Here is a 23,597-nt window from a genome sequence, read left to right on the forward strand (position 1 = left end):
TATACTGATTCAATAGAATACCTTATAAATTAGTTTGTCATTTGTCCTATAATTTATATTATGTTAAATAGTATTTACGGATAAAACATCATTCAGTCAGGTAACCATTATCTTAAATATCTATCCTACTCAACTGGATAAATATATTCAACCCTATACAGTTGATTTGGCGGAAATTCGACAGGCGAACTATAATCCAGCATTTTAGTAGAAACCCGTTGTTTTGAATCAAATGTATAATCATAAACATAACCAGGCAAAGTACCTGGGGTTAGATTTAGCTGTACAAGCAAATTTTCCGACGTATTAAAGGTACAGCCTGCCAATTCCAGATTCATCGTTTGAAATTCACTGGAAATCAGATTAAACATAGTAACCAGTATAAAATTGTTAATTCCGGGTTGATTCCGGAATACCGTATAACTTGCAGAAACTTGAATCGTATCATTACCATATGGGGGTAAAAATCTGGGGAGTAATAACTTATAATTTGCAATAGAGTTAACCATATAGTTAAAATCAAAAATCTGGGTACCTGAAAAGTAGTTAACTTGTTGCATTTGATTCGAGGAATTATACAGGTAGGTCCTGTCTGAACTTACTGTAAGATATTCAAGACTGTAAGTCATGATTCTGTTGATTAAACGATTGTTTCCTGTAGTAAAGATTGTAACCAGGTTATGAACGGAGTCCGTTCCGTTAAATATGACCTGGTTGACCAAAATAGAATCGCTGAAATAGATGTAGAGATGTTTTACATACTGATTTCCATTTATTCGGGTTATTTCACTTTTTAACAAACCACTGCTGTCATCATACAAATAATCTGTTTTACCGATAAAAGAATCATTGACATAATAATTTGCCGTCATGAACCGATTAGTGGCATTTGTGCCCCCCTTTTTACAGGCTGAAATGCTAATTGCTGCCAAAAAGAAGAGAATAATTTTTTTCATATAATTATATTTATATGTTTTGATTAAACCGGCGGTACTGATCATAGGCGTAAAAACTAAGGTACTCACCTGCTTCAATTCTTTTTTGAATGTCTCGCCAGTATTTCGGGTCGAAAATTTCGTGGTGTTCCGCTAAAAAGATTTCCCCGATTGGTCCTTCCGGAGCCATAAAAGCTTTAAACTCCTCCGGAAAGATGTCGTTCGGCTCTGCCGTAATCATTTCAAAATTGCTTCTCGTATCATCCTCGTTATTCATGTCCGGGAGTCTTCTGAAACGACAGTCCGTCACTTTGGCAATCTCATCGTAATCGTAGAAGATGACACGTCCGTGCCGGGTGACTCCGAAATTCTTCAGTAACAGGTCGCCCGGAAAAATATTGGCAGCTGCCAGTTCCTTTACACAAAATCCGTAATCGAGTATGACCCGGCAGGCATCAATCGGATTGGCATGCTGCAAATATAAATTGAGCGGTGACATCCTGCGTTCAATATAAACGTGTTTTATAATCACCTTATCCCCTTTAAATTCTACCGACTCTTTACACGAATCCTGCAGTTCCTGTATCAGTTCAAAGGTGAATAAATGCCTTGGAAATTCTAAGTTTTCAAAAAGATGCGCATAAGCCATTCTTCCCACCCTGTCATTTATCTCCACTTCTTCGTATTTCTTTATAACAAACTCCCGCGTACAATTTTTGGGTGCTTCGAACTTGTCACGGATGATTTTGAAGACGAAATTGTAATATTTCAGGGTAAATACCGCCATAACCATCCCCTTGATGCCGGGTGCAATGATGAATTTATCTTCATGGTTATGGATGTAATTCATCAAATCCCTGTATAAGATCGTTTTACCATGACGGTAATAGCCGATGGAGTCGTACAACTCTCCCACTGCTTTATGTGTCAACATCGACTTCAGGTAATCAATCAGCTGTGCCGGATATTTGGTATGAACAAAGAAGGAGGCCCTCGTAAAGCTGAAAATAATGCTGATTTCTGCCGGTGCGTAAATAACGGAGTCTGCAAAGATACCTTTTTCTTCATTCAGCAGCGGAATCACAACAGGCATCGACCAGTTCTTGTAAAATAACCTTCCTACTATAAAAGCGCCGCGGTTGCGGTAAAATACCGGTTTCAGGATTTCAATCCGGTCTAAAAACAAATTGGATTTCTGATGAATAATGGTGGGTGCCATTTCGTCAAATATCAGCTGGGCATCCCTGTCTATGTCCTCAAATGGGACGCTGAACTGAAAGTATTTCAGAATTTGTTTGATAGAGACAACAGAAAAGTGCGAGCAGTCAATCGTATCAAAGATTTCCACGTCGTATTTGGGCATCGGCTTATAGTCGGTATAATCGAAAAATTCATAGTCCGAATTGAAGCTCTTGTCCACAAATACTTTTCTGGTGATGGAATTGTAAAAGGTTTCTGAATTGAGCCTGTGCGGCTTATCTTTGGTGATTTTGGAAAACTCAATCTTAATGGCTTTCCAGTATGCAATGCTATACAGGTTTTCGCCCAATAATTCCTGTGTTCCGGCGAATACAAGTTTTACGGACTGACCATATAAGCGGTATCGCTCCTGCTGGCGAAAAAATAAATCCTTGAACCGCCTGTTTTCAAAGTATTCTTTTGCACAAAGGGTAATATCATTAAATGCTCCTAGGAGGATGTCGTATTTTTCGGCAATTGAAGCGGCTACTTCGTGTACGGTATTCTGGTTTATCATTTATTGTGTATTTTTAAGCAACCATCAGGCGTTTATTAATTGCATGCTTCGTTTTACAAATATAAAATAAAAATCGACTAGGATGACTGTAGAAGACATTCGGGAATATTGCATACGGAAAAAGGGGGTTACAGAAGACTTTCCTTTTGATAAGGAGACACTGGTGTTCAAAGTGATGGGAAAAATGTTTCTGCTGATGAATATCCGTGCGGCGGAAACCAGTGTCAATATGAAATGCGATCCGGAATTGGCGGTGCAATGGCGGGAGCAATATGAAAGTGTGCAGCCCGGTTATCACATGAATAAGAAATACTGGAATACGGTATGGTGCGCTGAGGAGTTTTCAGACAGGACATTTTATGATATGATAGATCATTCGTATGAAGAAGTGATGAAAGGAATGACGAAGAAATTAAGAAATGAACTCGAACAGCTGCCATGTTAAACTGGAGGATACATATTTTATTCGTTGGGTTGCTCCTGCTTCAATGTGCAGCTTCATATGGCGGTACCCCCATACTGATAAATGACAAATTCACAACGCAGGAGCTGGAGAACACCTTAAATACAAGTTACAACCCGGCCCAACAGGACTTTGTCAGAGAAATCACCCTTAAAAACACAGGTTCTTCTGATAAAAACCTTTATTTGAATTTTATTAATCCAACCCTGGATAGAATCATAATAGAAGATAATAAACAGACAGCTGTCCTGGGCGATCTGATACGATATACCGTCAGGCAGTTTAAACATTACAATCACGTCTATCCATTTTCTTTAAAATCAAATGAAACAAGGACCATACGGTATACCATACGCAGGCAATGGCAGCCAATTAATTTCAGAATCAACCTGTCTTCGGAAAACAGTTTTATAAGGGCAACCAACCATGATAATTTTCTGGCGGGCATATTTTATGGTATTTTCTTTATTTACCTGTTGCTGTTGATATGCTTTTATATATTCAGCAAAAATAAATTTTTCCTGATCTACTTTGCAATACAGTTCTTTACGCTAATCGTGTTTTTTCAATACAGCGGGAATGGGTATCAGTACGGATGGTTTTATTCTGCAGCCACTCAAAAACATATTGCAGTCGTTGCTGTTCTCGGATATCTGATTGCACATATCTCCTTTATCAGGTTGTTTTTTGCCGTTCAGTTTAAAAATAATTTTTCCGGCTGGATGCTGAAATTCATCATTGCCGTTTTAGTATTATTCGGTATTTTCTTCCTGATTCAATTTTATAATCAAAGCTACGACAATATCCAATCCAACTGGAATCAACGGTTCATCTATGCAGTTTTCATCTTTTATGGTACAATGATAGTTATACTTGGTGTCAATACCTATATAGTGGCCAGAAGAAGAGAAATTATCTGGGTTACAGCCGGTGGCATACTTCATTTCTGCAACTGGTTACTGTTTATAAACAACGAATATGCCATGTTTCCGTCCTTTAACGGATTTAGCAGATTTCAACTGTTTTCCAGCAACCTCTTTATTCCGCAAAACTGCTACTATATCACAATGTTTGAAATGTTTCTGGTAACGGTATTCATGTCCGTCAATTATCATAATCTCATCAGGCAAAATAATTTATCCGCTAAAAGGCTGGATTTTCTTCAAAAAAGAAATATCAACACATTTGTATTGGGACAGGAAGAGGAGCGTGAAAAAATCACCTCTTCTATCGAGACAGGCATATCTAAAGATATATCAAAGATAAAGAATGATTTACGACTGCTCAACAGACATCATCCAGACACAAAAATCATTCCAATGGTACTGGATGAAATGAACACCACTCTTGAAGATATCAAAAATATCACCAGCAATTATGTGGCACCGGATATGCAGAAAATGAAGTTGAAAGAATTGATCCTGACTGCTACCGATAAGTTATTTACAACACTGGAAGTGAACTATGATTTCAGCAGAATCCCAGAAAATATGCTGCTGAACGCAGTCGCAAATATAAATCTGTACAGAATCATTCAGGAGGTCTCCAACAATATAATCAAACATTCGGGAGCGGATATGGTAAACATCTCAGCAATAAATGATAATAAATCACTGCAGATAAAGATAAGTGATAACGGTATAGGTTTTTCCGGAATGACTGCCAAGAAATCAGGAATCGGGATGATGAACATTGAATCCAGAATAAATAGCCTGAATGGGCATTTTTATGTATTGTCTGATGAAAAGATAGGCTCCACCATACATTTGATTTTGTTATTAAAAGATATTACTTGATCGGAAAATTTAAAATATCAACTTTTTGTCTGCTTTTTCTGCTGTTTATCGCTCATCGCTCCGGTGCTGAAGACAGTATCTTTATAGTCGACCAATCGATCAGGTGCAAACCCGCCTCCCGATATTTGGTTATCACCGAAACGCTGGATTCCGTAAAATATGAACTGAAGATTCTAAATACTGAAAATAGCAGGCAGGAGATACTGCTGGAAATTCCAATACAGCAGATAGACAGGATATCCCTGCAGCAACTGGGAAACGACAGTATTCTGAAACGGTATCAATTTGTTTCCAAAAAATTAAGTCAGCGGATTTACTATGACAGGAATATTGTATTTCCCTTTGAACTCAAACCTCATCAGACCAATACTATTGTCCTGAATTACCATAAGGAGGACGTTCATAATCTGATAAAACCGATGATTCTCGTCTGGAAAAAAGATGCAAAACTGAAGAGGATGCAGGCACTGGAACTCACACGCGGAGTTTTTTATGGTATATTACTGCTCTTCACCTTTATATGTTTTATCCTGGCCATTCTGATTAATGTCAGAAAATATTACTATTATTTACTGTATCTCATGTCCGGTATAGTTTACCTGTTTATTAAAAACAATTTAGGATATGAACTTTTATGGCCGGATCACCCGACGGTAGACTATTTTTTCAAAAAGATAATATTATCCATCTATTTAATCAGCTCCATCCTGTTTTTAAGGGGATTTATGAAAAACAAGGTGGATTTGCCCGTTTTTTATAACAGGTTGCGTTATTTCATTTATTTCGGATTGTTTTTTGTCTTTATTTCGCTCGTCGTCGGTTTATTCAGCATACCTGCACAGAAGATCTTCATTTATATACAGAATATTTTTGTAATTGTTTGTGTTACAACGGTCTTTATCACATTCATTATTGTGTATCTGAATACCAATGATAAATCCATTGTATTATTCAGCATGGTGTATTTCCTGTCTTTCACCTTCTTCCTTTTTTACCCGCAGCCTGAGTTTGGCAGCGATGTGAAAGGCGTTTATATGGGTCAGATTTACACCTACAGCAATGCATTTTTCATCGCCACAATTATATGTGTTTCCTTGGTATACAGGGTGCTGAAGATAATTAAGAGCAATGAACAGCTGAAGAAAGAAATGAGTGTCATCAATTCATTGAATAATTTTTATTTAATAGAAGGCCAGCAGAACGAACGTGCACGTGTTGGAAGAGAACTGCATGACGGAATCGGTATAATGATGTCAGCCGTAAAAATGAAAATGTCTGCCTTGAAAATAAATGACACTTTCTCTGATCTGGAAGTAAAAAGAATTACCGGTGATATTGATAATGTTTGCGCTAAAATCCGTTTGTTTTCTCATACGCTGCTGCCGCCTACGTTAAAAAAATTCGGTGTCCAGGTAGCTTTAAAAGATTTACTGGAAGAATATAAAGTTCAATATAATATCCTATTACAATACAACTTTAATATTCCCGACAACCTCTCTCCCGTTTCCCAGCATCTTATTTACGATATCATACGCTATATCATACAATATTTCTCCAACCATAAGCCGGAGCAACTGACCATCAGCATTTACGTCATTCCGTCCATCAAAGAGACGCAGATTCGTGTTCAGCATACCGGTGCAGATATAAATGTGCAGGATGAAAATATCAAATCTGTCATTTCGGTGATTGATTTATTAAACGGTAAATATGAAATAAACCTGCTGAATGCCTGGAATTTCAGGCTGCATCTGGAATTTCCTATTCTGCTGAAGGAATAGGGTCAATTTTGATATCAGGATGGCTCTTTCTAAAGCTCTCAATCTGGAATCTCTTCTGTTTTTCAAAATCTTCCTGTTCAGCAGTGTTAGAGTGTTTAATTCTATGCTGAAGCATCAGCCGCAGTTTATGGATCTTAGTCAGAATTTCCTGCGTTGTTTCCTCAAAGTAGGTTTGACTAAACCGTTCCCAGATATAATTCACCGCTGTTTTATTCGGATGCAGCATATCCTCATCATAAAACCTGTAATCCCTCAGCTCATCCATCATAATTTCATAAGCAGGGAAGTAATAACAATTGTCATTTTCTTCAATTATCTCATGGATACTTTCTATCAGGATACTTTTACTTCTTTGATTTTGTACAGCTCCGTCTTTCCAATGTCTTACAGGCGAAACGGTAAATAAAATGATCTTGTCATTTAAGTCAGATTTAATGCTGACAAATGCTGTCTTGATTTCATTTATTGACAATAGTTGCCTTTTAAATCGGGTGTTTGGAAGCTTATGACAATTGGCGGCAATCCTGCCGGTACCCATGTGGTGATAGACAAATGAGGTACCCAATGTAAAAATAATGTATTTACAGGCGGAAAGACTCTTATTTGTCAGTTCTATCTCAGAATTGATTGCATTCAGCAGCCGTTCCTTATCGGTATCGGAATATTTTCCATGATGGTCCAGAGATATATGCAATTCATTCCGCATCAGCAGATCATTCTCCGTATAATGTTTTCTTCGGTTGATGCTGCCCATGTTTCGGAAAATCGAAACAGGATTGTATATAATTCCAAACGGATTAATGGTAATGTTAAAGCCATAATACTTTAATCGTTCACCTATATTCTCCGTAAAACAGGAACCCATCAGCAATATTCCATCCTGATGGGTAATTTGGAAAGAAGGTTTGGAAATTTGAATGGTTTTTCTGAATTCCATGCATCAAAATTACAATTTACTTTTTGTTAATTCCATCCTAACCAGCGTCTATCATCTCTCTTTTAATCTGTTTTTTTCATTACTATCGCAAGAACTTGAATTTTGGAAAGATATTTGCTATAATTGATTAATGAAAAGTCGTAATGCTCTTCTTTTGTTTTTTTTACTATGGGCTATAAGAATCCATGCTATCGTATATGAAAACCAGGTGTTTGTTCCATATATCAAAACTGTTCAGTTATTCCCGACCGGTGCGGACATGGCTATGCCTATCCTGTACCTGAATCAAAACGAAAAACTGGAGCTGCATTTTGATGATTTGTCCGGAAAGCCCAAAAACTATTACTATACCATCATCCAGTGTAACAGCAACTGGACACCGACGTTGATGAACATTATGGAATATGTAGATGGATTCACGGAAGCCAATATCACTGATTTCGATTATTCCAACGGGGCTAAAATAGCTTATGTCCATTACAGCCTTCAATTTCCAAATTACGACATGCAGATCAATAAGTCTGGAAATTATGTGATGGTCGTTTATGACCAGAATAAGGATAATCCTGTTTTTACAAGGCGGTTCATGATTGCGGAGTCAAAAGTGATGATGGATGCAGGGGTTGTCTATCCGCGCAGCTTAATGAATAGGGATAGATTTCAGGAAGTGATTTTCAGGGTGAACTACAAAGGGTTTAAGATCGACAATCCGAATATTGAAATTAAAGCCGCTATCCTGCAAAATTACCGCTGGGACAATGCAAAATTTGATGTTCGTCCGCAATTCATCGGAATGAATGAATTAAATTTCGACTTGAACGGTGTACTCACTTTCCCGACTGCCGGGCGGGAATTTCGTTTTTTTGATATGCGTTCACTGCGTTTCCGAGGTCAGAATATACGCTCGTTTGATATCAGGGACGATGAAAATGAAGTGTACCTCTTATTGGAAAAGCCGCAAGCTCCCAATAAATACCAGATAGTAAAGACCTGAACGGACAATACTACATTGACAACCTGGATAATCCGTATTATAATACCGCTGCTGATTATGCCAATGTCCATTTTACGTTTGATTTCGGAGGCACAGTATCCAACGGCAACTTCTATGTGGTGGGGGCCTTTAATGACTGGCGATGCGACGAAGCTTCTAAAATGACGTATGATAATCTTGACAAGAGCTATGCCGCCAATATTTTACTGAAACAAGGAACCTACAACTACAGTTATGTGTTTAAAGATGAAAATCAGAGCGTAACGGATCAGTTTGTCACAGAAGGCTATTATATGGATACAGAAAACGACTATACCATCCTGTTATACTACAACTCATTTGGTGAGCGGTACGACAGGCTGATAGCTGTTAAACATATTAATTCGATACTGAACCGATGGTAATACCTAATACGAAAATGACATGGCAAAAAATTATAATGTAGAAAAAGGTGATTTGCTCATTGCGGAACCGTTTATGAAAGACCCGAGCTTTAAGAGAACGGTGACATTGGTATGTGAGCATAATGCAGATGGTACGATTGGATTGGTACTGAACCGGCCCTCCATTTTCAGAATAAATGAAATGATACCTGATTTTCCGGCTTTTCAGGGTATGGTGCATTATGGCGGCCCGGTCGGAATGGATCGGCTGAATTTCATTCACGCCTATGGTGATTTAATAGAGAACTCCTTTCAGATTAAAGACAATATCTGCTGGAATGGCAATTTTGAACAGTTGAAGCAGCTGATACGTGAAAAGAAGATTATGCCGCATAATATCCGGTTCTTTGCCGGGTATGCCGGCTGGGATGCCGGACAGCTGAACGAAGAAATGCAGGATGAAAGCTGGATTGTTTCAAAAGACTACCCGGAAGTCTTCAAGATGAGCGAATATATGTGGCAGGAGGTCTTGGTGAAAATGGGCGGAAAAAACAAACTGTTATCCACATTTCCGGAAGATCCTATCTTGAATTAAGCCATAAAAGTTTTATCTTTGCGCAAACGCAACAGATATGAAGAAAATTACCGCGCTGTTTGGACTCCTTCTGTCCATTTTTATGTTCACAAGGGCACAGGACTTAAGAAAATGTGCTTTGGACGAAATTATCCAAAATGATGTGATGAATGACGCGGCTCTCCGCTCAACTTATTTAGAGCAAATAACCAACGCGGTAAATGGTATTGCTGCTTATGACACTTCATTGGTAAATACCGACTCCATCTATACCGTGCAGGTTGTCGTACATGTGGTGTATCTGGGAAATAACAAGTACGAAAACATACCTGATATTATCATTCAATCACAGATAGATGCACTTAACAGAGATTTTAACTTATTGAATGCAGATAGTGTAAATCTGAGACCCTTCTTTATCCCGTTCAGAGGTAAAGCAAAGATAAAATTTGAACTGGCCAGCAAAACACCCGGCGGACAAAATACGACCGGTATTACCAGAACACAGGGTAACCTGGGCAATCTGCCGGGTTGGGATCCGTTGAGTACATTATTATGGACTGCTTTGGGCATTGAGCCGCTGAAAGAAGATTTCTTTTTATTAACAGGTTCAACAGGAAAATCTCCATGGCCGGCTTCCAGGTACCTCAATATGTATGTTTGTGATTTGAATTTTGCAAACAGAAAATGCCGCACCTGTCTTACTTTATGTGATACCTGCGGAGCTTTGGGCGGGTTCGCTTACCCGCCTTCCAATGCCATCAACTGGGGTGGATTGGCACTGGATCGCGGAAAAAATGACGGTATCGTCATTGATTTCCGTTTCTTCGGTCAGAACAACTGGTATGCAATAGATTCTACCTCCCAGAGATTCCGGGATTTTTATGCTGCTGGCAGAACTACCGTACACGAAGCAGGGCACTATTTTGGTTTACAGCATCAATGGGGTAATGTGGTGAATTTACCCGGGTTGCCTGTAACAGACGGCTGCACGATAGATGATTTCATGGATGATACTCCGGAAGAAGCAGAAGCATTTGCCAACAATATACCAAGGGGTACCTTAAATCCCTGTGACACTTCTGTAAATACCTGCAATAAGCCTTATTTAGGCAGGGATTATCCGGATATGTACGAAAACTATATGGATTATTCATCAGATTTGTGCTATAATCTATTTACGAAGCAGCAGGTAAACATGATGCGCTATAATTTGCTGACCAGACGGGCCGGTCTCATAACAAAGAGGGAAGCTGAATCCGTCATCTCGTCTGTTTACAATCCAAGGATGAAAGATCTGGGCATTTCCGTCTATCCGAATCCGGCCAGCAGTTTATTGACCGTTCATTTTGACAAATCCTTAACAAAAGAAGTCAACATTGAAATAGTAGATGTTGCCGGTAAAGTCGTTTCTGCGTCACAGATAAAAAAGAATACCGCTGAACACTTTATCAATATACAGTCTTTGGCAGAAGGATTATATGCCGTAAAATGTTACAACGACGAATTTTCAGTTGTCCAGAAACTTTTTAAGAAAAATTAATTCAGACAGCATTATTTCCTGAACCACTCTTGATTAATACGGCATCAAAGATGCGTTTATATCGGTGGTATGGAAAAAATAGTAGAATCAACGTGATGCCGGCCACATAAAAATCCGTATTGTTTAATATGGAATTGTACAGATGGAAAATGATTAACCCGGCCAGGAAAAAGTAAGAAAGCCTTTTATTTAAGGAACCCATAATGGAAAACAGCTGTATGAGAAATATACCGGCAGTCAAAACTTCCCATAGATACGGAATAGAATATAATTGCAAAACAGATGAAGACGGGAATTCATCGTGTATCCGTTTGCTGACAATGGCATTCAGTTCAATGGCATGTTCATGCAGCCAACCCATCTTTTGGGTATCGATGAACAATTTATAAAACAAACCTATGAACTTCCAGACTCCTGCAAACGTATAGGTCAGTAATATTCCGGCATGGAACCAATGAACGGCAGCAGCTCTGCCCCTCACATCGGTTCCCATTTTATCAAAATTTAAAAAAATGGAAAAGAAGTAGGTGAGCACGAAAATGTGTCCTACATGGGATGCAAAATTATAATTCCATTTTAAAGCATTAAGCCAGAGTATAAAAAAAAAGAGCACTATTCTATAAAATAGATGTTGGCGGAAATAATTTAGAATCAGTGACAGCAGGGTTAAAACAACCATGGAGTAAAAATATGCCGGATGTGGCAATGTTGGCATAAAAACCGTTTGAAACCAGTTGATAGGCATATACAGGCTTTCCGGCCTTGGCAAAAGAACGTTTTGATACAGCCAGACGATATATAATGTCCAGATAACGGAAAAGATGCCGACTATTTTATCGAATACCCGAAAGTCATAGAGATAAAGTTCATCCTCTCCAGAATTGTAAAAACGAGCCATAACCCTATTGATGTACTTCATAAATAATGCTCTTTGTGTAAGCGTTCGGATCTATTATCAGATTCAATGGATTAAATGATTCTTCAACCAGTAAGTAATCGTCATAAGCATTCTTCGTGATTGCATCCCCAAAATCTCCCAATCGTTGTTGCAGCTTTTGAGAAACGATGCTCTTGGTTTTTATATTGGTCACTTCCCTGGATAAAAAATAATACCGATCATCCTTACTGAATAGGACTGAATTTGCATTTTGAATTCGTATGGTATCTCTGCTGTTGTTTATGCCGTATAATCTGTAGTCAGTATAGGTATAATCGTTTCCAAGTGGCTGTGAATATAATTTCCAGTGAAAAAAGGGATACAGTTCCTGATTATAAAAGGACGATGTGAAAAAATTTAGACACGAAAGAATGAACGAGATAATTATTAAATATTTTGTGTGCTTATACATAGGAATAAACGGGACTTTGGCAAGTGTATCTTCACGACATACAGTCAAATTTAATGGTTTTAAAACAGAATTGCAATTTACAAGGTACGAAGAAAATAGAGTATTTATTTCAGTGCCTTTTTATAGGTTTCCAAACACCTGTTTCTGGCATAATCGTGTTCTACGATAGGTTTGGGATACTCGAAGCTATCCAGTTCCGTCACCCATTTCCGGATATATTTCAGATCGGTATCAAACTTCAATGTCTGTAAATATGGATTGAAGACTCTGAAATAGGGTGCTGCATCCACACCGGAACCCGCTGCCCACTGCCATCCTCCATTATTGGAAGCTAATTCATAATCCAGCAGCTTCTGGGCAAAATAGGCTTCTCCCCATCTCCAGTCTATCAGCAGATGTTTCGTCAGAAAACTGGCTACTATCATACGTACCCTGTTGTGCATGAATCCTGTCTCATTGAGTTCTCGCATGCCGGCATCTACAATCGGGTAACCCGTTCTGCCAGCACACCAAGCCTGAAATTCCGCTTCGTTATTCCTCCAAACAATTTTATCGTATTCAGGCCGGAAAGATTGATGCACCACCTGCGGAAAGTGATGTAGTATCATCATATAAAATTCCCGCCAGATTAATTCATTGAGGTATTTCTCTGCATTAATATCAATGACGTGTCTGGCTAACCGACGAATGGAAATTGTACCAAATCGAAGGTGCACGCTTAATCTGGATGTACCGTGCAGGCTTGGTATATCTCGCACCTCCGGATAATGAAGCAGGAGGTTGTCATTCATCACCCTATCCGGAAACTCAAATACTTTATTGGAAAAGCCCATTTCAGTAATTGGAATAAGTTGCAGCTTGTCTTTAAATTTATAAAAATTTCGATAGTATGGCTCTATTGGATATGTACGGAGATAAAAGTCATGGAGCTTTGCTTTCCATTTTTTGCTGTATGGTGTATAAACGATATAAGGCTTTCCATCATCTTTCACCACCTCCCCTTTTTCAAATATCACCTGATCTTTAAAAGTATGAAATGCAATCTGGTTGTCTGCCAGTATGGTTTGTATGGCAGCATCTCTTTCTTTTGCATACGGTTCATAATCATGGTTGCAATAGACGTTTTTTACCGGATAACGGTAAATTATTTGTTCCCACACTTCAATCGGATTGCCGTAATAAACAAGCAGATCGCTTCCAATGTGCTGCAATTCTTCCTTTAATCGCTTTATCTCCCGGTATATAAAAGATACCCGTATGTCATCTGAAAGGCTATTTTTATTCATTTTTAACTCCTCTAATATAGACGTATCAAAAATAAAAACAGGCAATACCGGATAACCCGATTTCAATGCATGGTACAATGCCGCATTATCCTCTAAGCGCAAATCACGCCGGAACCAATGTATTGAAATTGCTGACATGTTGAAACAATGATATTTATCAGTTGTAATTATGAGTTATATCAATCCAAATAAACAAAAAAGATGATAGATTGGTTTATCAAATTACGTTATTATGATAAATAATATCCCCGTCTCAGAAATCATGACTAAAGAAGTGGTAACAGTGGACGTAACGGCTGACTTGAAAAGCATTCATCACATCATCATGAACCAGAATATCCGGCATATTCCTGTGATGGAAAAAAATAAGGTGACAGGCATTATCAGCAAGACAGATTATTTACGTCTCACCTTCGGCACCATCTTCGAGGATGCAGAACAAACAAATGAAGCTGTCATGGAAATCTTTGAACTCAACGATTTAATGGTCAGGAATCCATACACGGTTTCGTCAGAAACGACCATATTAGTGGTTATGGAAATTTTCATTTCCCATGAGTTCCATGCAGTTCCCGTAGTGGACAACGGGAAATTGGTGGGCATCTTATCCGTTTCGGATGTCTTTCGCTATTTTTCGGAAAAACTGAAAAAGTAAATTAAACGAGATGTTCACCGTAATGTTCAGAAACCACGGATTTAAATTCCTGGAATAGTTGTTTTGTCACATTATTGCTGTACTGCTTCTCATCCATGTATTTAACCCACCGGATACCACGTATTACATTTGTCAGGAAAACTTCATCTGCCGCATAGACATCCTGAATGGTCAGGGATTTTTCTGAAATTTGGATGGTGGGCAATCGAGTCAGCAGTAATTCCCGCAAGACACCTGCCACCGGACCGTCTGTAAGCGGAGGCGTGTAAATGACATCGTCCTTTACGATAAAGACATTATAAATTGATGCATCTGCCACCGTGTTGTTTTCATTTAAGACAAGCGCATCATCAAAATCATTTTCCCTGGCATATTTTATAGACTTTTCATATATGTTTCTGTCTGTATGCTTCAGGTTGCAAAATGCATCCGGCGATTTGTTATGCTTGGGCAAAAAAGTTAAACTCAATCCGAACTCATTCAGCTGATATACGGTGCTTTCCAACGGCCTTAACACACAGTTCCATTTCAGTTGTGCTATTTCAGGCATGTAATCATGCGCCCTGTTTTTCTGGACTTCCAGCCGAAGCCTGAAGTTTTTTAATCCTTTTTCTACACATTCATATTTCAACAACCGCAATATCCTGTCTTCCAGCTTATATTCACTTTCATCAATATTAATGACCTTCAGGCTTCTGTGCAATCGCTTCACATGCAGATTACGGAATACAATCCTGCCATTTACCACCTTGATGGTTTCTATTAATCCAAATTCTCCCAAGTCAATTTATTTTACGGTAAGGAACAGTATGACGAAATATAAGATCATACTGCCGTCATAAATTAATTTTATCATCCACTTCTTTACCTTGTCTGATTGCAAGAATGTAAATGCCTGTAATAAAATTAACAGAAGCCAGATGAAATAGATAGTGGATTCCTTTAAATAAATGTTAGATATGCTTCGCCAGTTTTCTATCATGAACAAATACAGTATCAGGAACGCATATAGAATGCCACTCATCAGGCATATTATCTTGGATGCCTTTATGCCTAATACAGAAGCAATCGTTTTAATGTTGGTTTTCCGGTCCACTTCCGCATCATTGATATCAAAAGGCAGTGTAATGAAGAATATGAAAACGAACTGGCTCAGCAGCAGCAGGAAAACATCTCTTCTTTCATGCAGGTTTATGCCGGATTCAACAGCCGGAAGCAGGACAGAAGCAGTACTCCATACGACAGCAATCAGAAATATTTTTATGAAGGGGAAATCTCTCAGTTTAGTTTGGATTCCAAAAGGTCTTAAAACCGGAAATGGGTACAATACCGATATGCCGCCTATAAACAGCAGAATACCTATGGTTTTCCATTTTAACAGAACGGAAAAAACAAATGCTCCTGCCCCGGAGATAATAATGGTTGCTAAATTGAATTTTGGATGCTTCTCAAACCACTTTACCACCCATTCTTCCGTATTTGCATATTCTCCTTTTTTATAGTACACCCAGCGGCTGATTTGGTAAACAAACCAGGTGGAGAAAAAAACCTGAAATGAAAGGAACAACAAACGAGAGGTATCTAAGTGCAAAAAAAGTATATTCGCCCACATAAAAGCGACAGCCGCTAAAGCGATAAAAAGATTGGTTTCAATTAATATTTTTAAAATCCGCTTCATAAAAACCTGTAAGATTTACTTACAGGTTGAATATACAATATATTTACATTTTCCAATAAAATGGATTTGAATCCATTCATTAATGAATATACTTCAGTTTCATTCGGGGTGATATCTTCTTTAATGTAAGATAAATCAGTCTTATCACACTTTCTACATCCGACTTAGCGACTGTTTCTACCGTAGTATGCATATATTTCAATGGTAACGAAATTAAGGCACTTGGTACGCCTCCGCCGTTATAGGCAAAGGCATCCGTATCAGTGCCGGTCACCCGGCTGGCAGCATCCCGCTGGAAGGCTATTTTTTCCTTTTCAGCCGTATCCAGAATCAGTTCACGAACAGTGTTGTGAACGGCTGGAGCATACGTTATGACCGGTCCTTTGCCGCATTTGAAGTCACCATGTTCCTTCTTGTCAATCATCGGTGTGGTCGTATCGTGACAAACATCTGTTATAATGGCAATATTCGGATTGATTTTGCGTACAATCATCTCTGCTCCTCTCAAACCAACTTCTTCCTGAACGGAATTACATATATACAGCCCAAATGGGAGTTTTGTTTTGGTCTCTTTTATTAAACGTGCCACTTCAGCAATCATAAAACCACCCATGCGGTTGTCCAAAGCTCTTCCGGTATAGTACTTTTTATTTAAAATCATCAGCTCATCTTCATACGTAATGACACAACCGACGTGAATGCCCATAGCTTCCACTTCTTTCTTGTCTTTTGCTCCTACATCAATGGTAATATTTTTAATGGTGGGTGCCGCGTCTTTTGAAGCATCTCTCAGATGAATGGCCGGCCAGCCGAATATACCCTTAACTATCCCCTTCTTCGTGTGGATATTTACCCTTTTCGATGGTGCAATGATATGGTCACTGCCACCATTGCGAATCACGTTGATTAATCCGTCTTCGCCAATGTAGCTGACAAACCAGGAAATTTCATCGGCATGTGCCTCAATCACGACCTTAAATTCCGCTTCTGGGTTTACCACTCCGTAAACGGTACCATAATGATCTACATGGTACTCATCAATATAAGGTTTGATGTAATTCAGCCAGATTTTCTGACCTTCCGCCTCAAAGCCTGTCGGTGATGCATTATTAAGATACTGGAATAAGAATTCTTCTGCTTTCTGATCGATGGAGTATTTCATCTGTGTTTTGTTTAATTTGGAATATTGTTAAAACGAAATTATCCGATAATTTATTCATTACCGATATACTGATTTTAATTCAGAGACCAAAAGTACGATTAATCTAAATTATATCCCATCCTTTAACACAAAATGACATAAAAAAGCCGGAATAAATCCGGCCTGTAGTTTATTTATTTGATGCTTAGAATTTTAATTCATCCAAAGATACTGCCTGTGATTTAACGATATTTCCGTTAAAATCGCAGATATCCAGTGAAATTTGAACAGGTGAAGCGCTCCAGTTAATATTCACCAAACCAAAGCTAAGGTTAACATAAGCAGAGCCGATTCTGTACATATTTGCAGCAGGGGCGCTTTCGGTATGTGTTAAACCGCTGGAAGTGAAATCATAGATGGGATATTGTCCGGCTGGTGTGCGTTTGCTGAATTCTGAATAATGAACATCTCCGCTAACGACAAACACACCTTCTGCATTGGCATCTTTCACTGTTTTAAAGAATTTTTCCAGTTCATGTGGATAGTTTGGCCATCCTTCCCATCCGTTGTTTTGAATACACATTTGAGAACTGGAAACCACGATTCTGATTTTAGCAGGTTTTAGCAATTCCTGTTTCAACCATGCCCATTGCGTGGCACCTAGGATGGTTTTGGTCGTATCTGTAGTGGGTGTGATAGGCTCTCCGCTGATTACATTCAGGTTATACCTGCAATCCAATACTATAATTTGTACTTTATGGTCTGCATCTCCATACATATAGGATGTGTAGACACCATCTCTGATCCTGCGAGGACTGGTAGAAGGTTCATTAAAGAAATTCATGAACAAATCTTTAGATTGATTTTTGTAGGGGTATTCAGCTCCTGCATTATTCAAACCATAATCGTGGTCATCCCATGTTCCGATGCACTGAACATTCGATCTCAGTGTTTTGAAATCATAGTTATTGTTTAAGAAATCGTATTGTTGCTGAATAAATGTAGTCGGGTCGCCTGTTACTGCCCCTAAATCAGCATACATGTTATCGCCCATGGCGATATATAAATCAGGGTTTGTATTCCTGATTTTAGAGAAAATAGAAAGGTTTTGATCCTGGCGCGAACAAGAACCAATAGCTATACGGGAGAGATTGACACTCTCATCCACAGCTTTGATGGTCGGTGCCGGACCACCTGTAGGAATACAGGATGTTACAATGCTTGAAATAAATAATAGATAGAATAACTTTTTCATTATGTAAATTTTGTGTGTAAAATACGTAATTTGTTTGATTTTCAGGGTATTTTAAGGTGTTTTTTGAAATAAAGCCCACCCACACTGATTTTTTTGATTAAAGACAAATCTTATGAAACATTTTTCATTGTTTTTCCATCTGTTCCTTACAACTTTCGTTGCTACAGCGGCTGATTCTCTTAAAATATTATCCTGGAATGTATTTATGGTTCCGCCTGTCATTTTCCGCTCCTGTCAGCAGGAAAGAGCCTTTATGATTGGTGATTACATTAAGGCACAACAACCGGATATCATCATCCTGGAAGAAACCTTTATGAAGAAAACAAGAGACATCCTCCAATCTGAACTGCAGGAATTGTATCCGTTTCAATCAGACATTACTAAAAAAGGTGCACTTAAATCCAACAGCGGTGTCTGGATATTTTCCAAATACCCTATTCAAAAGCAGGATTTTATTACTTATAAAGACAAATCCGGCTCTGACCGGTTTTCAAAGAAAGGTGCGACATTTGCTGAAATCAATATTCACGATAATCCCATTCAGGTAATTGGTACACATACTCAAAGTCAGGAAAAATACCGTTCCGTTCGGGAGTTGCAGTTTCAGCAATTAAAATCAGGTTTGGCGGATAAGCATTTTAACCCGGCTGTCCCTCAGTTTATTATCGGTGACATGAACGCTGATTTTTATGATACGGCAGCTTACAGCAGCATGTTGTCCATCTTTGATGCCGCTCCTGTTCAGTATTCCGGAGAAAAATATAGCTGGGATGGAATTAACAATGACCTTGCGCACAAGTTTTTCGAACATATACAGCAAACGCTGGATTATGTTATGCTCAGAAGAGATCATGAAACATTGGCAAAGATTGTGGCAACTGAAATAGTAAAGCCAACAAAAGATGGCTGTTTTTGCAAGAAAGCCTATTTCAACCTTTCCGATCACAACCCTATCATAAGTACCATACACCTTCCGTAAATCTGTAAGACTATTTTATCAGAGCGGAATGTTACCGTGTTTCTTTTTTGGCGAGTTCACCACCTTGTTTTCCAGCATCTGAAATGCCTTGATCAGCTTTATTCTCGTATCTTCCGGTTTAATGACTTCATCAATAAATCCTCTTTCTGCCGCACGATATGGGTTGGCAAAAGTTTCTGTATAATCCTCAATTTTCTCCTGCAGTTTTAGTTCAGGATCAGCAGCATTCTTGATTTCACTCTTGAAGATGATTTCGGCTGCACCTTTAGGTCCCATAACTGCAATTTCTGCTGTTGGCCAGGCAAAATTCATGTCAGCCCCGATATGTTTGGAATTCATCACATCATACGCGCCACCGTATGCTTTACGGGTGATAACGGTTACTTTCGGAACGGTAGCTTCGCTGAGTGCATACAATAATTTTGCCCCATTGACGATAATGCCGTTCCATTCCTGATCAGTGCCCGGCAAGAATCCCGGTACATCTACAAAAACCAACAACGGAATATTAAAGGCATCGCAAAACCGGGTAAACCTCGCTCCTTTTCTGGAACTGTTGATATCCAATACTCCTGCCAGATAGGCCGGTTGGTTGGCCACAATACCGATGCTTCTTCCGGCAATTCGGGCAAAACCCACTACAATATTTTCAGCAAATTTTTTGTGCACTTCAAAAAAGGAATCCGCGTCTACCGTGTTGTTGATCACATCCCGCATATCATAAGGCTGATTTGGATTTGCCGGCAATACGGATTTTAAGGGCATTCTTACCTCTGATTCTTTTGTCTGGTAAGGATAATTGGGTGCCGATTCTTCACAGTTCTGCGGCAGGTAACTCAATAACTGCTTCACCTGCTGAATACATTCCACTTCATTTTTCGCCGTGAAATGTGTCACGCCGCTTTTGGATGCATGGGTATGGGCACCGCCCAGTTCTTCTGAAGTCACCTCTTCATGGGTGACCGTTTTTACTACATTGGGCCCCGTTACAAACATATAAGATGATTGTTCTACCATAAGCGTAAAGTCCGTCATGGCAGGCGAATATACCGCACCACCGGCACAAGGCCCCATTATTGCTGAAATTTGCGGTACGACACCTGAAAACTGTACGTTTCGGTGAAATATATCGGCATAGCCGCCTAAGGAAACCACTCCTTCCTGAATACGGGCACCTCCGGAGTCATTCAATCCGACAACCGGTGCACCTGTCTTGGCAGCCAGATCCATGATTTTACAAATCTTTTCGGCATGAGTCTCAGATAAGGAACCGCCGAAAACAGTAAAATCCTGTGAAAAAACATAGACCAAACGTCCATTGATGGTTCCATAACCAGTTACCACCCCATCTCCCATGTATTTTTCTTTGTCAATTCCAAAATCAGTGGCACGATGGGTAACCAGCATTCCCATTTCCTCAAAACTTCCTGCATCCAATAATAGTTCCAATCGTTCACGGGCAGTGAGTTTCCCTTTTTTATGCTGGTCGTCAATACGCTTCTGGCCGCCTCCCAACAGCGCTTCCTGTTTTTTTTGTTCTAATAACTGTAACTTTTGTTCATGCGTCATACAGCAAAAATAAGGTTAAATCCCGAATGGTAATCAATCTAACCTTTATTTAATTTATTCGTCAGAAGTCGAGACGAAACTTATTATCCAATGCGTAGGTAAGACCGGTTGATGCACCGTCAGGAGGCCGGCTGTCCAGATTTAGACGAAAATTGATATAATAATTGAAATTTTTATACACCTTAAAAACAAGGGCATTATCTGTTGTAATCCTGTAATCTTTGCTATTATCCAACCTAGGCTGATAGTAGGTGGTGCTGATAAATTCTACCTGTTTTACCGGATTAAAACTGAAACTTAAGTAGCCGCTGAACCTGCCTTGTAATAGTTTCTGTGAACTATTATTACTAATCTCATACTCCAATATGTATAAAGTTCCCAAATAGGTCTTAAATTTTTCAATCTGTACAAGCTTGAAACGTGGACCAGTACCCAAAAGAAATCTCATTTTAATGCCAATCATTTTGTTGTATTGAATTTGTGTAAATGCTTCCCAGCGTACCCAATTCTTAATCTTATAATTATAACGAAAATGAAAAAAACCGCTGTTGACCAATGACTGACTTTTACTTTTAATTAAATCGATATTAGCCATCAGCAAATACAAACTCTTTTTAGATTTATACTGAACATGTGCGCCCGTTGTCAGAGAAAAATACTGTTCCGCCTGTTTACCGAATGTAAATCCTAAATTATACTCCCCTTTCCAGCCGGTGGTATCTGTTGTATAACGAAAACGTTCAATATTAACAATTTGAGCTTGAACAGTATTGAACCATGCAAGAAAACTTACTAGTAAGACAGAGTTTTTCATGTATTCAAAATTAATCATACTTCTTAACATAAAAAAAACAGCTTAATTTAGAACCATTCTAAATTAAAGTTGTTTTAGATTATAAGAAGAACTAATTTTGTACTAATATTTAGGTAAGAGACTTTAATAAAGTTGTGATGGCAGAAACACAGGATGAAATATTGGAAGATGTTGTCAATTCGGAATATAAATACGGTTTCGTTACCGATATAGAGCAGGAATTTGCCCCAAAAGGATTAAATGAAGATACGGTTCGGTTTATTTCAGCCAAAAAAGAAGAACCGGAGTGGATGCTGGAATGGCGATTGAAGGCTTTCCGCGAATGGCAGAAAATGCCTGAACCGTATTGGGCAAATGTCCATTTCCCTAAGATTGACTTTCAGGACATCATTTACTATTCAGCCCCGAAACCTAAAAAAGAACTGTCTTCCCTGGATGAAGTGGATCCTGAATTGCTTAAAACGTTTGAAAAGCTCGGTATCTCCCTGGATGAACAGAAGCGCCTATCCGGAATAGCCGTGGACGTGGTATTTGACAGTGTTTCCGTAAAAACGACCTTCCGGGAGACACTGAAAGAAAAAGGCATCATCTTCTGTTCTATGAGTGAAGCGATAAAAGAATATCCGGAACTGGTAAAAAAATATATAGGATCTGTCGTTCCCAAAAACGATAATTTTTATGCCGCTTTAAACTGTGCGGTGTTCAGTGATGGTTCGTTCTGTTACATACCAAAAGGTATTCGCTGCCCAATGGAACTGAGCACGTATTTTCGAATCAATTCAGCGGGTTCAGGCCAATTTGAAAGAACTTTACTGATAGCAGACGAAGGTTCGTATGTATCGTATCTGGAAGGCTGCACTGCACCACAACGCGATGAAAATCAATTACATGCAGCAGTTGTTGAATTAATAGCTTTAGAAGGTGCTGAAATCAAATACTCTACGGTACAAAACTGGTATCCGGGCAATGAAGAAGGCAAGGGCGGCATTTACAACTTCGTTACAAAACGCGGTATCTGTAAAGGGAACAACAGTAAAATTTCGTGGACACAGGTAGAAACCGGTTCAGCAATTACCTGGAAATATCCAAGCTGTATTCTGGCCGGTGATAATTCGATTGGTGAGTTTTATTCTGTGGCGGTCACCAACAATTACCAGCAGGCAGATACCGGTACAAAAATGATTCATATCGGTAAAAACACGAAAAGCCGTATCGTTTCCAAAGGTATTTCTGCCGGAAAATCACAAAACAGTTACCGTGGCTTGGTGAAAGTGCACCGGAAAGCGGAAAACGCGCGTAATTTTTCGCAATGTGATTCCTTGCTGATGGGTGACCAATGCGGTGCACATACGTTTCCATATCTGGAAATCAGCAATAACAGCTCTAAGGTCGAACACGAGGCCACGACCTCCAAAATCGGAGAAGACATGTTATTTTATTTCCAGCAGCGCGGTATTGACGAAGAAACTGCCGTGGCCATGATTGTAAATGGTTTCTGCAAAGAAGTCATGGACAACCTGCCGATGGAATTTGCCGTGGAAGCACGAAAATTACTGGAAATCAGTCTGGAAGGAAGTGTTGGATAATTTAATTTGAAGATTTGAAAATGAGATAATTTGGAAAATATTGGATTGCTTATTTTTTATATTATTTTGATTTTATCATGCATATCTTTTTTTATCCTTTTGGATGCAATTTATAAATTAATT

The 23,597-nt window shown here is 38.9% G+C and carries 22 protein-coding genes; 10 read left to right on the forward strand and 12 right to left on the reverse strand.

What is annotated here, in order from left to right:
* Nucleotides 1-125: 125 nt before the first annotated feature.
* Both IPM95_00760 and aceK read right to left on the reverse strand, forming a co-directional pair.
* Complete coding sequence (locus IPM95_00760) at nt 126-956, reverse strand: hypothetical protein (GenBank protein ID MBK9327849.1); 831 nt, start codon at nt 954-956, stop codon at nt 126-128.
* A 10-nt stretch (nt 957-966) separates the two neighbouring features.
* A complete protein-coding gene (gene aceK, locus IPM95_00765; protein ID MBK9327850.1) occupies nt 967-2,691 on the reverse strand; it encodes a bifunctional isocitrate dehydrogenase kinase/phosphatase in 1,725 nt (574 codons plus the stop codon).
* A gap of 82 nt (nt 2,692-2,773) precedes the next feature.
* Between aceK and IPM95_00770 the strand changes: the two genes are divergently transcribed.
* The 3 genes from IPM95_00770 to IPM95_00780 are packed head-to-tail and all read left to right on the forward strand — an operon-like array spanning nt 2,774 to nt 6,731.
* Nucleotides 2,774-3,136 (forward strand): MmcQ/YjbR family DNA-binding protein, encoded by a 363-nt coding sequence (locus tag IPM95_00770; protein MBK9327851.1) that lies wholly within the window; start codon nt 2,774-2,776, stop codon nt 3,134-3,136.
* Nucleotides 3,130-4,950, forward strand: a complete 1,821-nt coding sequence (locus IPM95_00775; protein ID MBK9327852.1) for a hypothetical protein — start codon at nt 3,130-3,132, stop codon at nt 4,948-4,950. The genes IPM95_00770 and IPM95_00775 overlap by 7 nt, the downstream gene beginning before the upstream one ends.
* Complete coding sequence (locus IPM95_00780; GenBank protein MBK9327853.1) at nt 4,947-6,731, forward strand: hypothetical protein; 1,785 nt, start codon at nt 4,947-4,949, stop codon at nt 6,729-6,731. The genes IPM95_00775 and IPM95_00780 overlap by 4 nt, the downstream gene beginning before the upstream one ends.
* On the opposite strand, the gene IPM95_00785 is transcribed toward IPM95_00780, so the two are convergent.
* Nucleotides 6,712-7,668, reverse strand: coding sequence for a GSCFA domain-containing protein (locus IPM95_00785; GenBank protein MBK9327854.1), 957 nt, complete (start codon nt 7,666-7,668; stop codon nt 6,712-6,714). The two genes, IPM95_00780 and IPM95_00785, sit on opposite strands and share 20 nt — an antisense overlap.
* A 154-nt stretch (nt 7,669-7,822) precedes the next feature.
* Here IPM95_00785 and IPM95_00790 point away from each other — a divergent pair, with 154 nt between their 5' ends.
* The 4 genes from IPM95_00790 to IPM95_00805 all read left to right on the forward strand — a co-directional run bounded on the left by IPM95_00790 (nt 7,823) and on the right by IPM95_00805 (nt 11,162).
* The gene (locus IPM95_00790) at nt 7,823-8,662 is read left to right on the forward strand and encodes a DUF5103 domain-containing protein (GenBank protein ID MBK9327855.1); all 840 of its coding nucleotides are present in this window, start codon (nt 7,823-7,825) and stop codon (nt 8,660-8,662) included.
* Between the two features lie 119 nt (nt 8,663-8,781).
* Nucleotides 8,782-9,066, forward strand: a complete 285-nt coding sequence (locus tag IPM95_00795; GenBank protein ID MBK9327856.1) for a hypothetical protein — start codon at nt 8,782-8,784, stop codon at nt 9,064-9,066.
* Between the two features lie 19 nt (nt 9,067-9,085).
* Nucleotides 9,086-9,640, forward strand: coding sequence for a YqgE/AlgH family protein (locus IPM95_00800; GenBank protein MBK9327857.1), 555 nt, complete (start codon nt 9,086-9,088; stop codon nt 9,638-9,640).
* Between the two features lie 37 nt (nt 9,641-9,677).
* Entirely contained in the window at nt 9,678-11,162 is a 1,485-nt protein-coding gene (locus tag IPM95_00805; protein ID MBK9327858.1) for a T9SS type A sorting domain-containing protein, read from the forward strand.
* Nucleotide 11,163: 1 nt separating this feature from the next.
* Here the strand turns inward: IPM95_00805 and IPM95_00810 are convergent, their stop codons facing one another.
* The 3 genes from IPM95_00810 to IPM95_00820 all read right to left on the reverse strand — a co-directional run bounded on the left by IPM95_00810 (nt 11,164) and on the right by IPM95_00820 (nt 13,935).
* Entirely contained in the window at nt 11,164-12,081 is a 918-nt protein-coding gene (locus tag IPM95_00810; protein ID MBK9327859.1) for a hypothetical protein, read from the reverse strand.
* Nucleotides 12,065-12,253 (reverse strand): hypothetical protein, encoded by a 189-nt coding sequence (locus IPM95_00815; protein MBK9327860.1) that lies wholly within the window; start codon nt 12,251-12,253, stop codon nt 12,065-12,067. Before IPM95_00815 ends, IPM95_00810 begins: the two co-directional genes overlap by 17 nt.
* A gap of 362 nt (nt 12,254-12,615) precedes the next feature.
* Entirely contained in the window at nt 12,616-13,935 is a 1,320-nt protein-coding gene (locus IPM95_00820) for a deoxyribodipyrimidine photo-lyase (GenBank protein ID MBK9327861.1), read from the reverse strand.
* 94 nt (nt 13,936-14,029) lie between these two features.
* Here IPM95_00820 and IPM95_00825 point away from each other — a divergent pair, with 94 nt between their 5' ends.
* Nucleotides 14,030-14,452 (forward strand): CBS domain-containing protein, encoded by a 423-nt coding sequence (locus tag IPM95_00825; GenBank protein ID MBK9327862.1) that lies wholly within the window; start codon nt 14,030-14,032, stop codon nt 14,450-14,452.
* A gap of 1 nt (nt 14,453) precedes the next feature.
* On the opposite strand, the gene IPM95_00830 is transcribed toward IPM95_00825, so the two are convergent.
* From IPM95_00830 to IPM95_00845, 4 genes are all read right to left on the reverse strand, one after another.
* Nucleotides 14,454-15,233 (reverse strand): aminotransferase class IV, encoded by a 780-nt coding sequence (locus IPM95_00830; protein ID MBK9327863.1) that lies wholly within the window; start codon nt 15,231-15,233, stop codon nt 14,454-14,456.
* 6 nt (nt 15,234-15,239) lie between these two features.
* Nucleotides 15,240-16,130, reverse strand: a complete 891-nt coding sequence (locus IPM95_00835; protein ID MBK9327864.1) for a UbiA family prenyltransferase — start codon at nt 16,128-16,130, stop codon at nt 15,240-15,242.
* Nucleotides 16,131-16,209: 79 nt separating this feature from the next.
* Nucleotides 16,210-17,292 (reverse strand): M42 family metallopeptidase, encoded by a 1,083-nt coding sequence (locus tag IPM95_00840; GenBank protein ID MBK9327865.1) that lies wholly within the window; start codon nt 17,290-17,292, stop codon nt 16,210-16,212.
* Nucleotides 17,293-17,476: 184 nt separating this feature from the next.
* On the reverse strand, nt 17,477-18,526 hold the full coding sequence (locus IPM95_00845; GenBank protein ID MBK9327866.1) for an alkaline phosphatase family protein: 1,050 nt from the start codon (nt 18,524-18,526) through the stop codon (nt 17,477-17,479).
* 112 nt (nt 18,527-18,638) lie between these two features.
* On the opposite strand from IPM95_00845, the gene IPM95_00850 reads away from it, so the two are divergent.
* Nucleotides 18,639-19,505, forward strand: a complete 867-nt coding sequence (locus tag IPM95_00850) for a sphingomyelin phosphodiesterase (GenBank protein MBK9327867.1) — start codon at nt 18,639-18,641, stop codon at nt 19,503-19,505.
* A gap of 18 nt (nt 19,506-19,523) precedes the next feature.
* On the opposite strand, the gene IPM95_00855 is transcribed toward IPM95_00850, so the two are convergent.
* Both IPM95_00855 and IPM95_00860 read right to left on the reverse strand, forming a co-directional pair.
* Nucleotides 19,524-21,074, reverse strand: a complete 1,551-nt coding sequence (locus IPM95_00855; protein MBK9327868.1) for an acyl-CoA carboxylase subunit beta — start codon at nt 21,072-21,074, stop codon at nt 19,524-19,526.
* A gap of 61 nt (nt 21,075-21,135) precedes the next feature.
* The gene (locus IPM95_00860; GenBank protein ID MBK9327869.1) at nt 21,136-21,888 is read right to left on the reverse strand and encodes a DUF481 domain-containing protein; all 753 of its coding nucleotides are present in this window, start codon (nt 21,886-21,888) and stop codon (nt 21,136-21,138) included.
* 137 nt (nt 21,889-22,025) lie between these two features.
* Here IPM95_00860 and sufB point away from each other — a divergent pair, with 137 nt between their 5' ends.
* Nucleotides 22,026-23,474: a Fe-S cluster assembly protein SufB gene (sufB, locus tag IPM95_00865; protein ID MBK9327870.1), complete on the forward strand. Its 1,449-nt coding sequence runs from the start codon at nt 22,026-22,028 to the stop codon at nt 23,472-23,474.
* Nucleotides 23,475-23,597: the final 123 nt, after the last annotated feature.

The sequence above is a fragment of the Sphingobacteriales bacterium genome (assembly GCA_016719635.1).
Lineage (GTDB): Bacteria > Bacteroidota > Bacteroidia > Chitinophagales > JADIYW01 > JADJSS01.

Excerpts from the sequence above, each read along its gene's own strand:
- sufB (MBK9327870.1), top strand. The coding sequence starts at position 22,026 with ATGGCAGAAACACAGGATGAAATATTGGAAGATGTTGTCAATTCGGAA.
- IPM95_00770 (MBK9327851.1), top strand. The coding sequence starts at position 2,774 with ATGACTGTAGAAGACATTCGGGAATATTGCATACGGAAAAAGGGGGTT.
- IPM95_00760 (MBK9327849.1), bottom strand. The coding sequence starts at position 956 with ATGAAAAAAATTATTCTCTTCTTTTTGGCAGCAATTAGCATTTCAGCC.
- IPM95_00825 (MBK9327862.1), top strand. The coding sequence starts at position 14,030 with ATGATAAATAATATCCCCGTCTCAGAAATCATGACTAAAGAAGTGGTA.
- IPM95_00860 (MBK9327869.1), bottom strand. The coding sequence starts at position 21,888 with ATGAAAAACTCTGTCTTACTAGTAAGTTTTCTTGCATGGTTCAATACT.
- IPM95_00810 (MBK9327859.1), bottom strand. The coding sequence starts at position 12,081 with ATGAAGTACATCAATAGGGTTATGGCTCGTTTTTACAATTCTGGAGAG.
- aceK (MBK9327850.1), bottom strand. The coding sequence starts at position 2,691 with ATGATAAACCAGAATACCGTACACGAAGTAGCCGCTTCAATTGCCGAA.
- IPM95_00775 (MBK9327852.1), top strand. The coding sequence starts at position 3,130 with ATGTTAAACTGGAGGATACATATTTTATTCGTTGGGTTGCTCCTGCTT.
- IPM95_00785 (MBK9327854.1), bottom strand. The coding sequence starts at position 7,668 with ATGGAATTCAGAAAAACCATTCAAATTTCCAAACCTTCTTTCCAAATT.
- IPM95_00845 (MBK9327866.1), bottom strand. The coding sequence starts at position 18,526 with ATGAAAAAGTTATTCTATCTATTATTTATTTCAAGCATTGTAACATCC.
- IPM95_00805 (MBK9327858.1), top strand. The coding sequence starts at position 9,678 with ATGAAGAAAATTACCGCGCTGTTTGGACTCCTTCTGTCCATTTTTATG.
- IPM95_00820 (MBK9327861.1), bottom strand. The coding sequence starts at position 13,935 with ATGTCAGCAATTTCAATACATTGGTTCCGGCGTGATTTGCGCTTAGAG.
- IPM95_00850 (MBK9327867.1), top strand. The coding sequence starts at position 18,639 with ATGAAACATTTTTCATTGTTTTTCCATCTGTTCCTTACAACTTTCGTT.
- IPM95_00855 (MBK9327868.1), bottom strand. The coding sequence starts at position 21,074 with ATGACGCATGAACAAAAGTTACAGTTATTAGAACAAAAAAAACAGGAA.
- IPM95_00800 (MBK9327857.1), top strand. The coding sequence starts at position 9,086 with ATGGCAAAAAATTATAATGTAGAAAAAGGTGATTTGCTCATTGCGGAA.
- IPM95_00840 (MBK9327865.1), bottom strand. The coding sequence starts at position 17,292 with ATGAAATACTCCATCGATCAGAAAGCAGAAGAATTCTTATTCCAGTAT.
- IPM95_00835 (MBK9327864.1), bottom strand. The coding sequence starts at position 16,130 with ATGAAGCGGATTTTAAAAATATTAATTGAAACCAATCTTTTTATCGCT.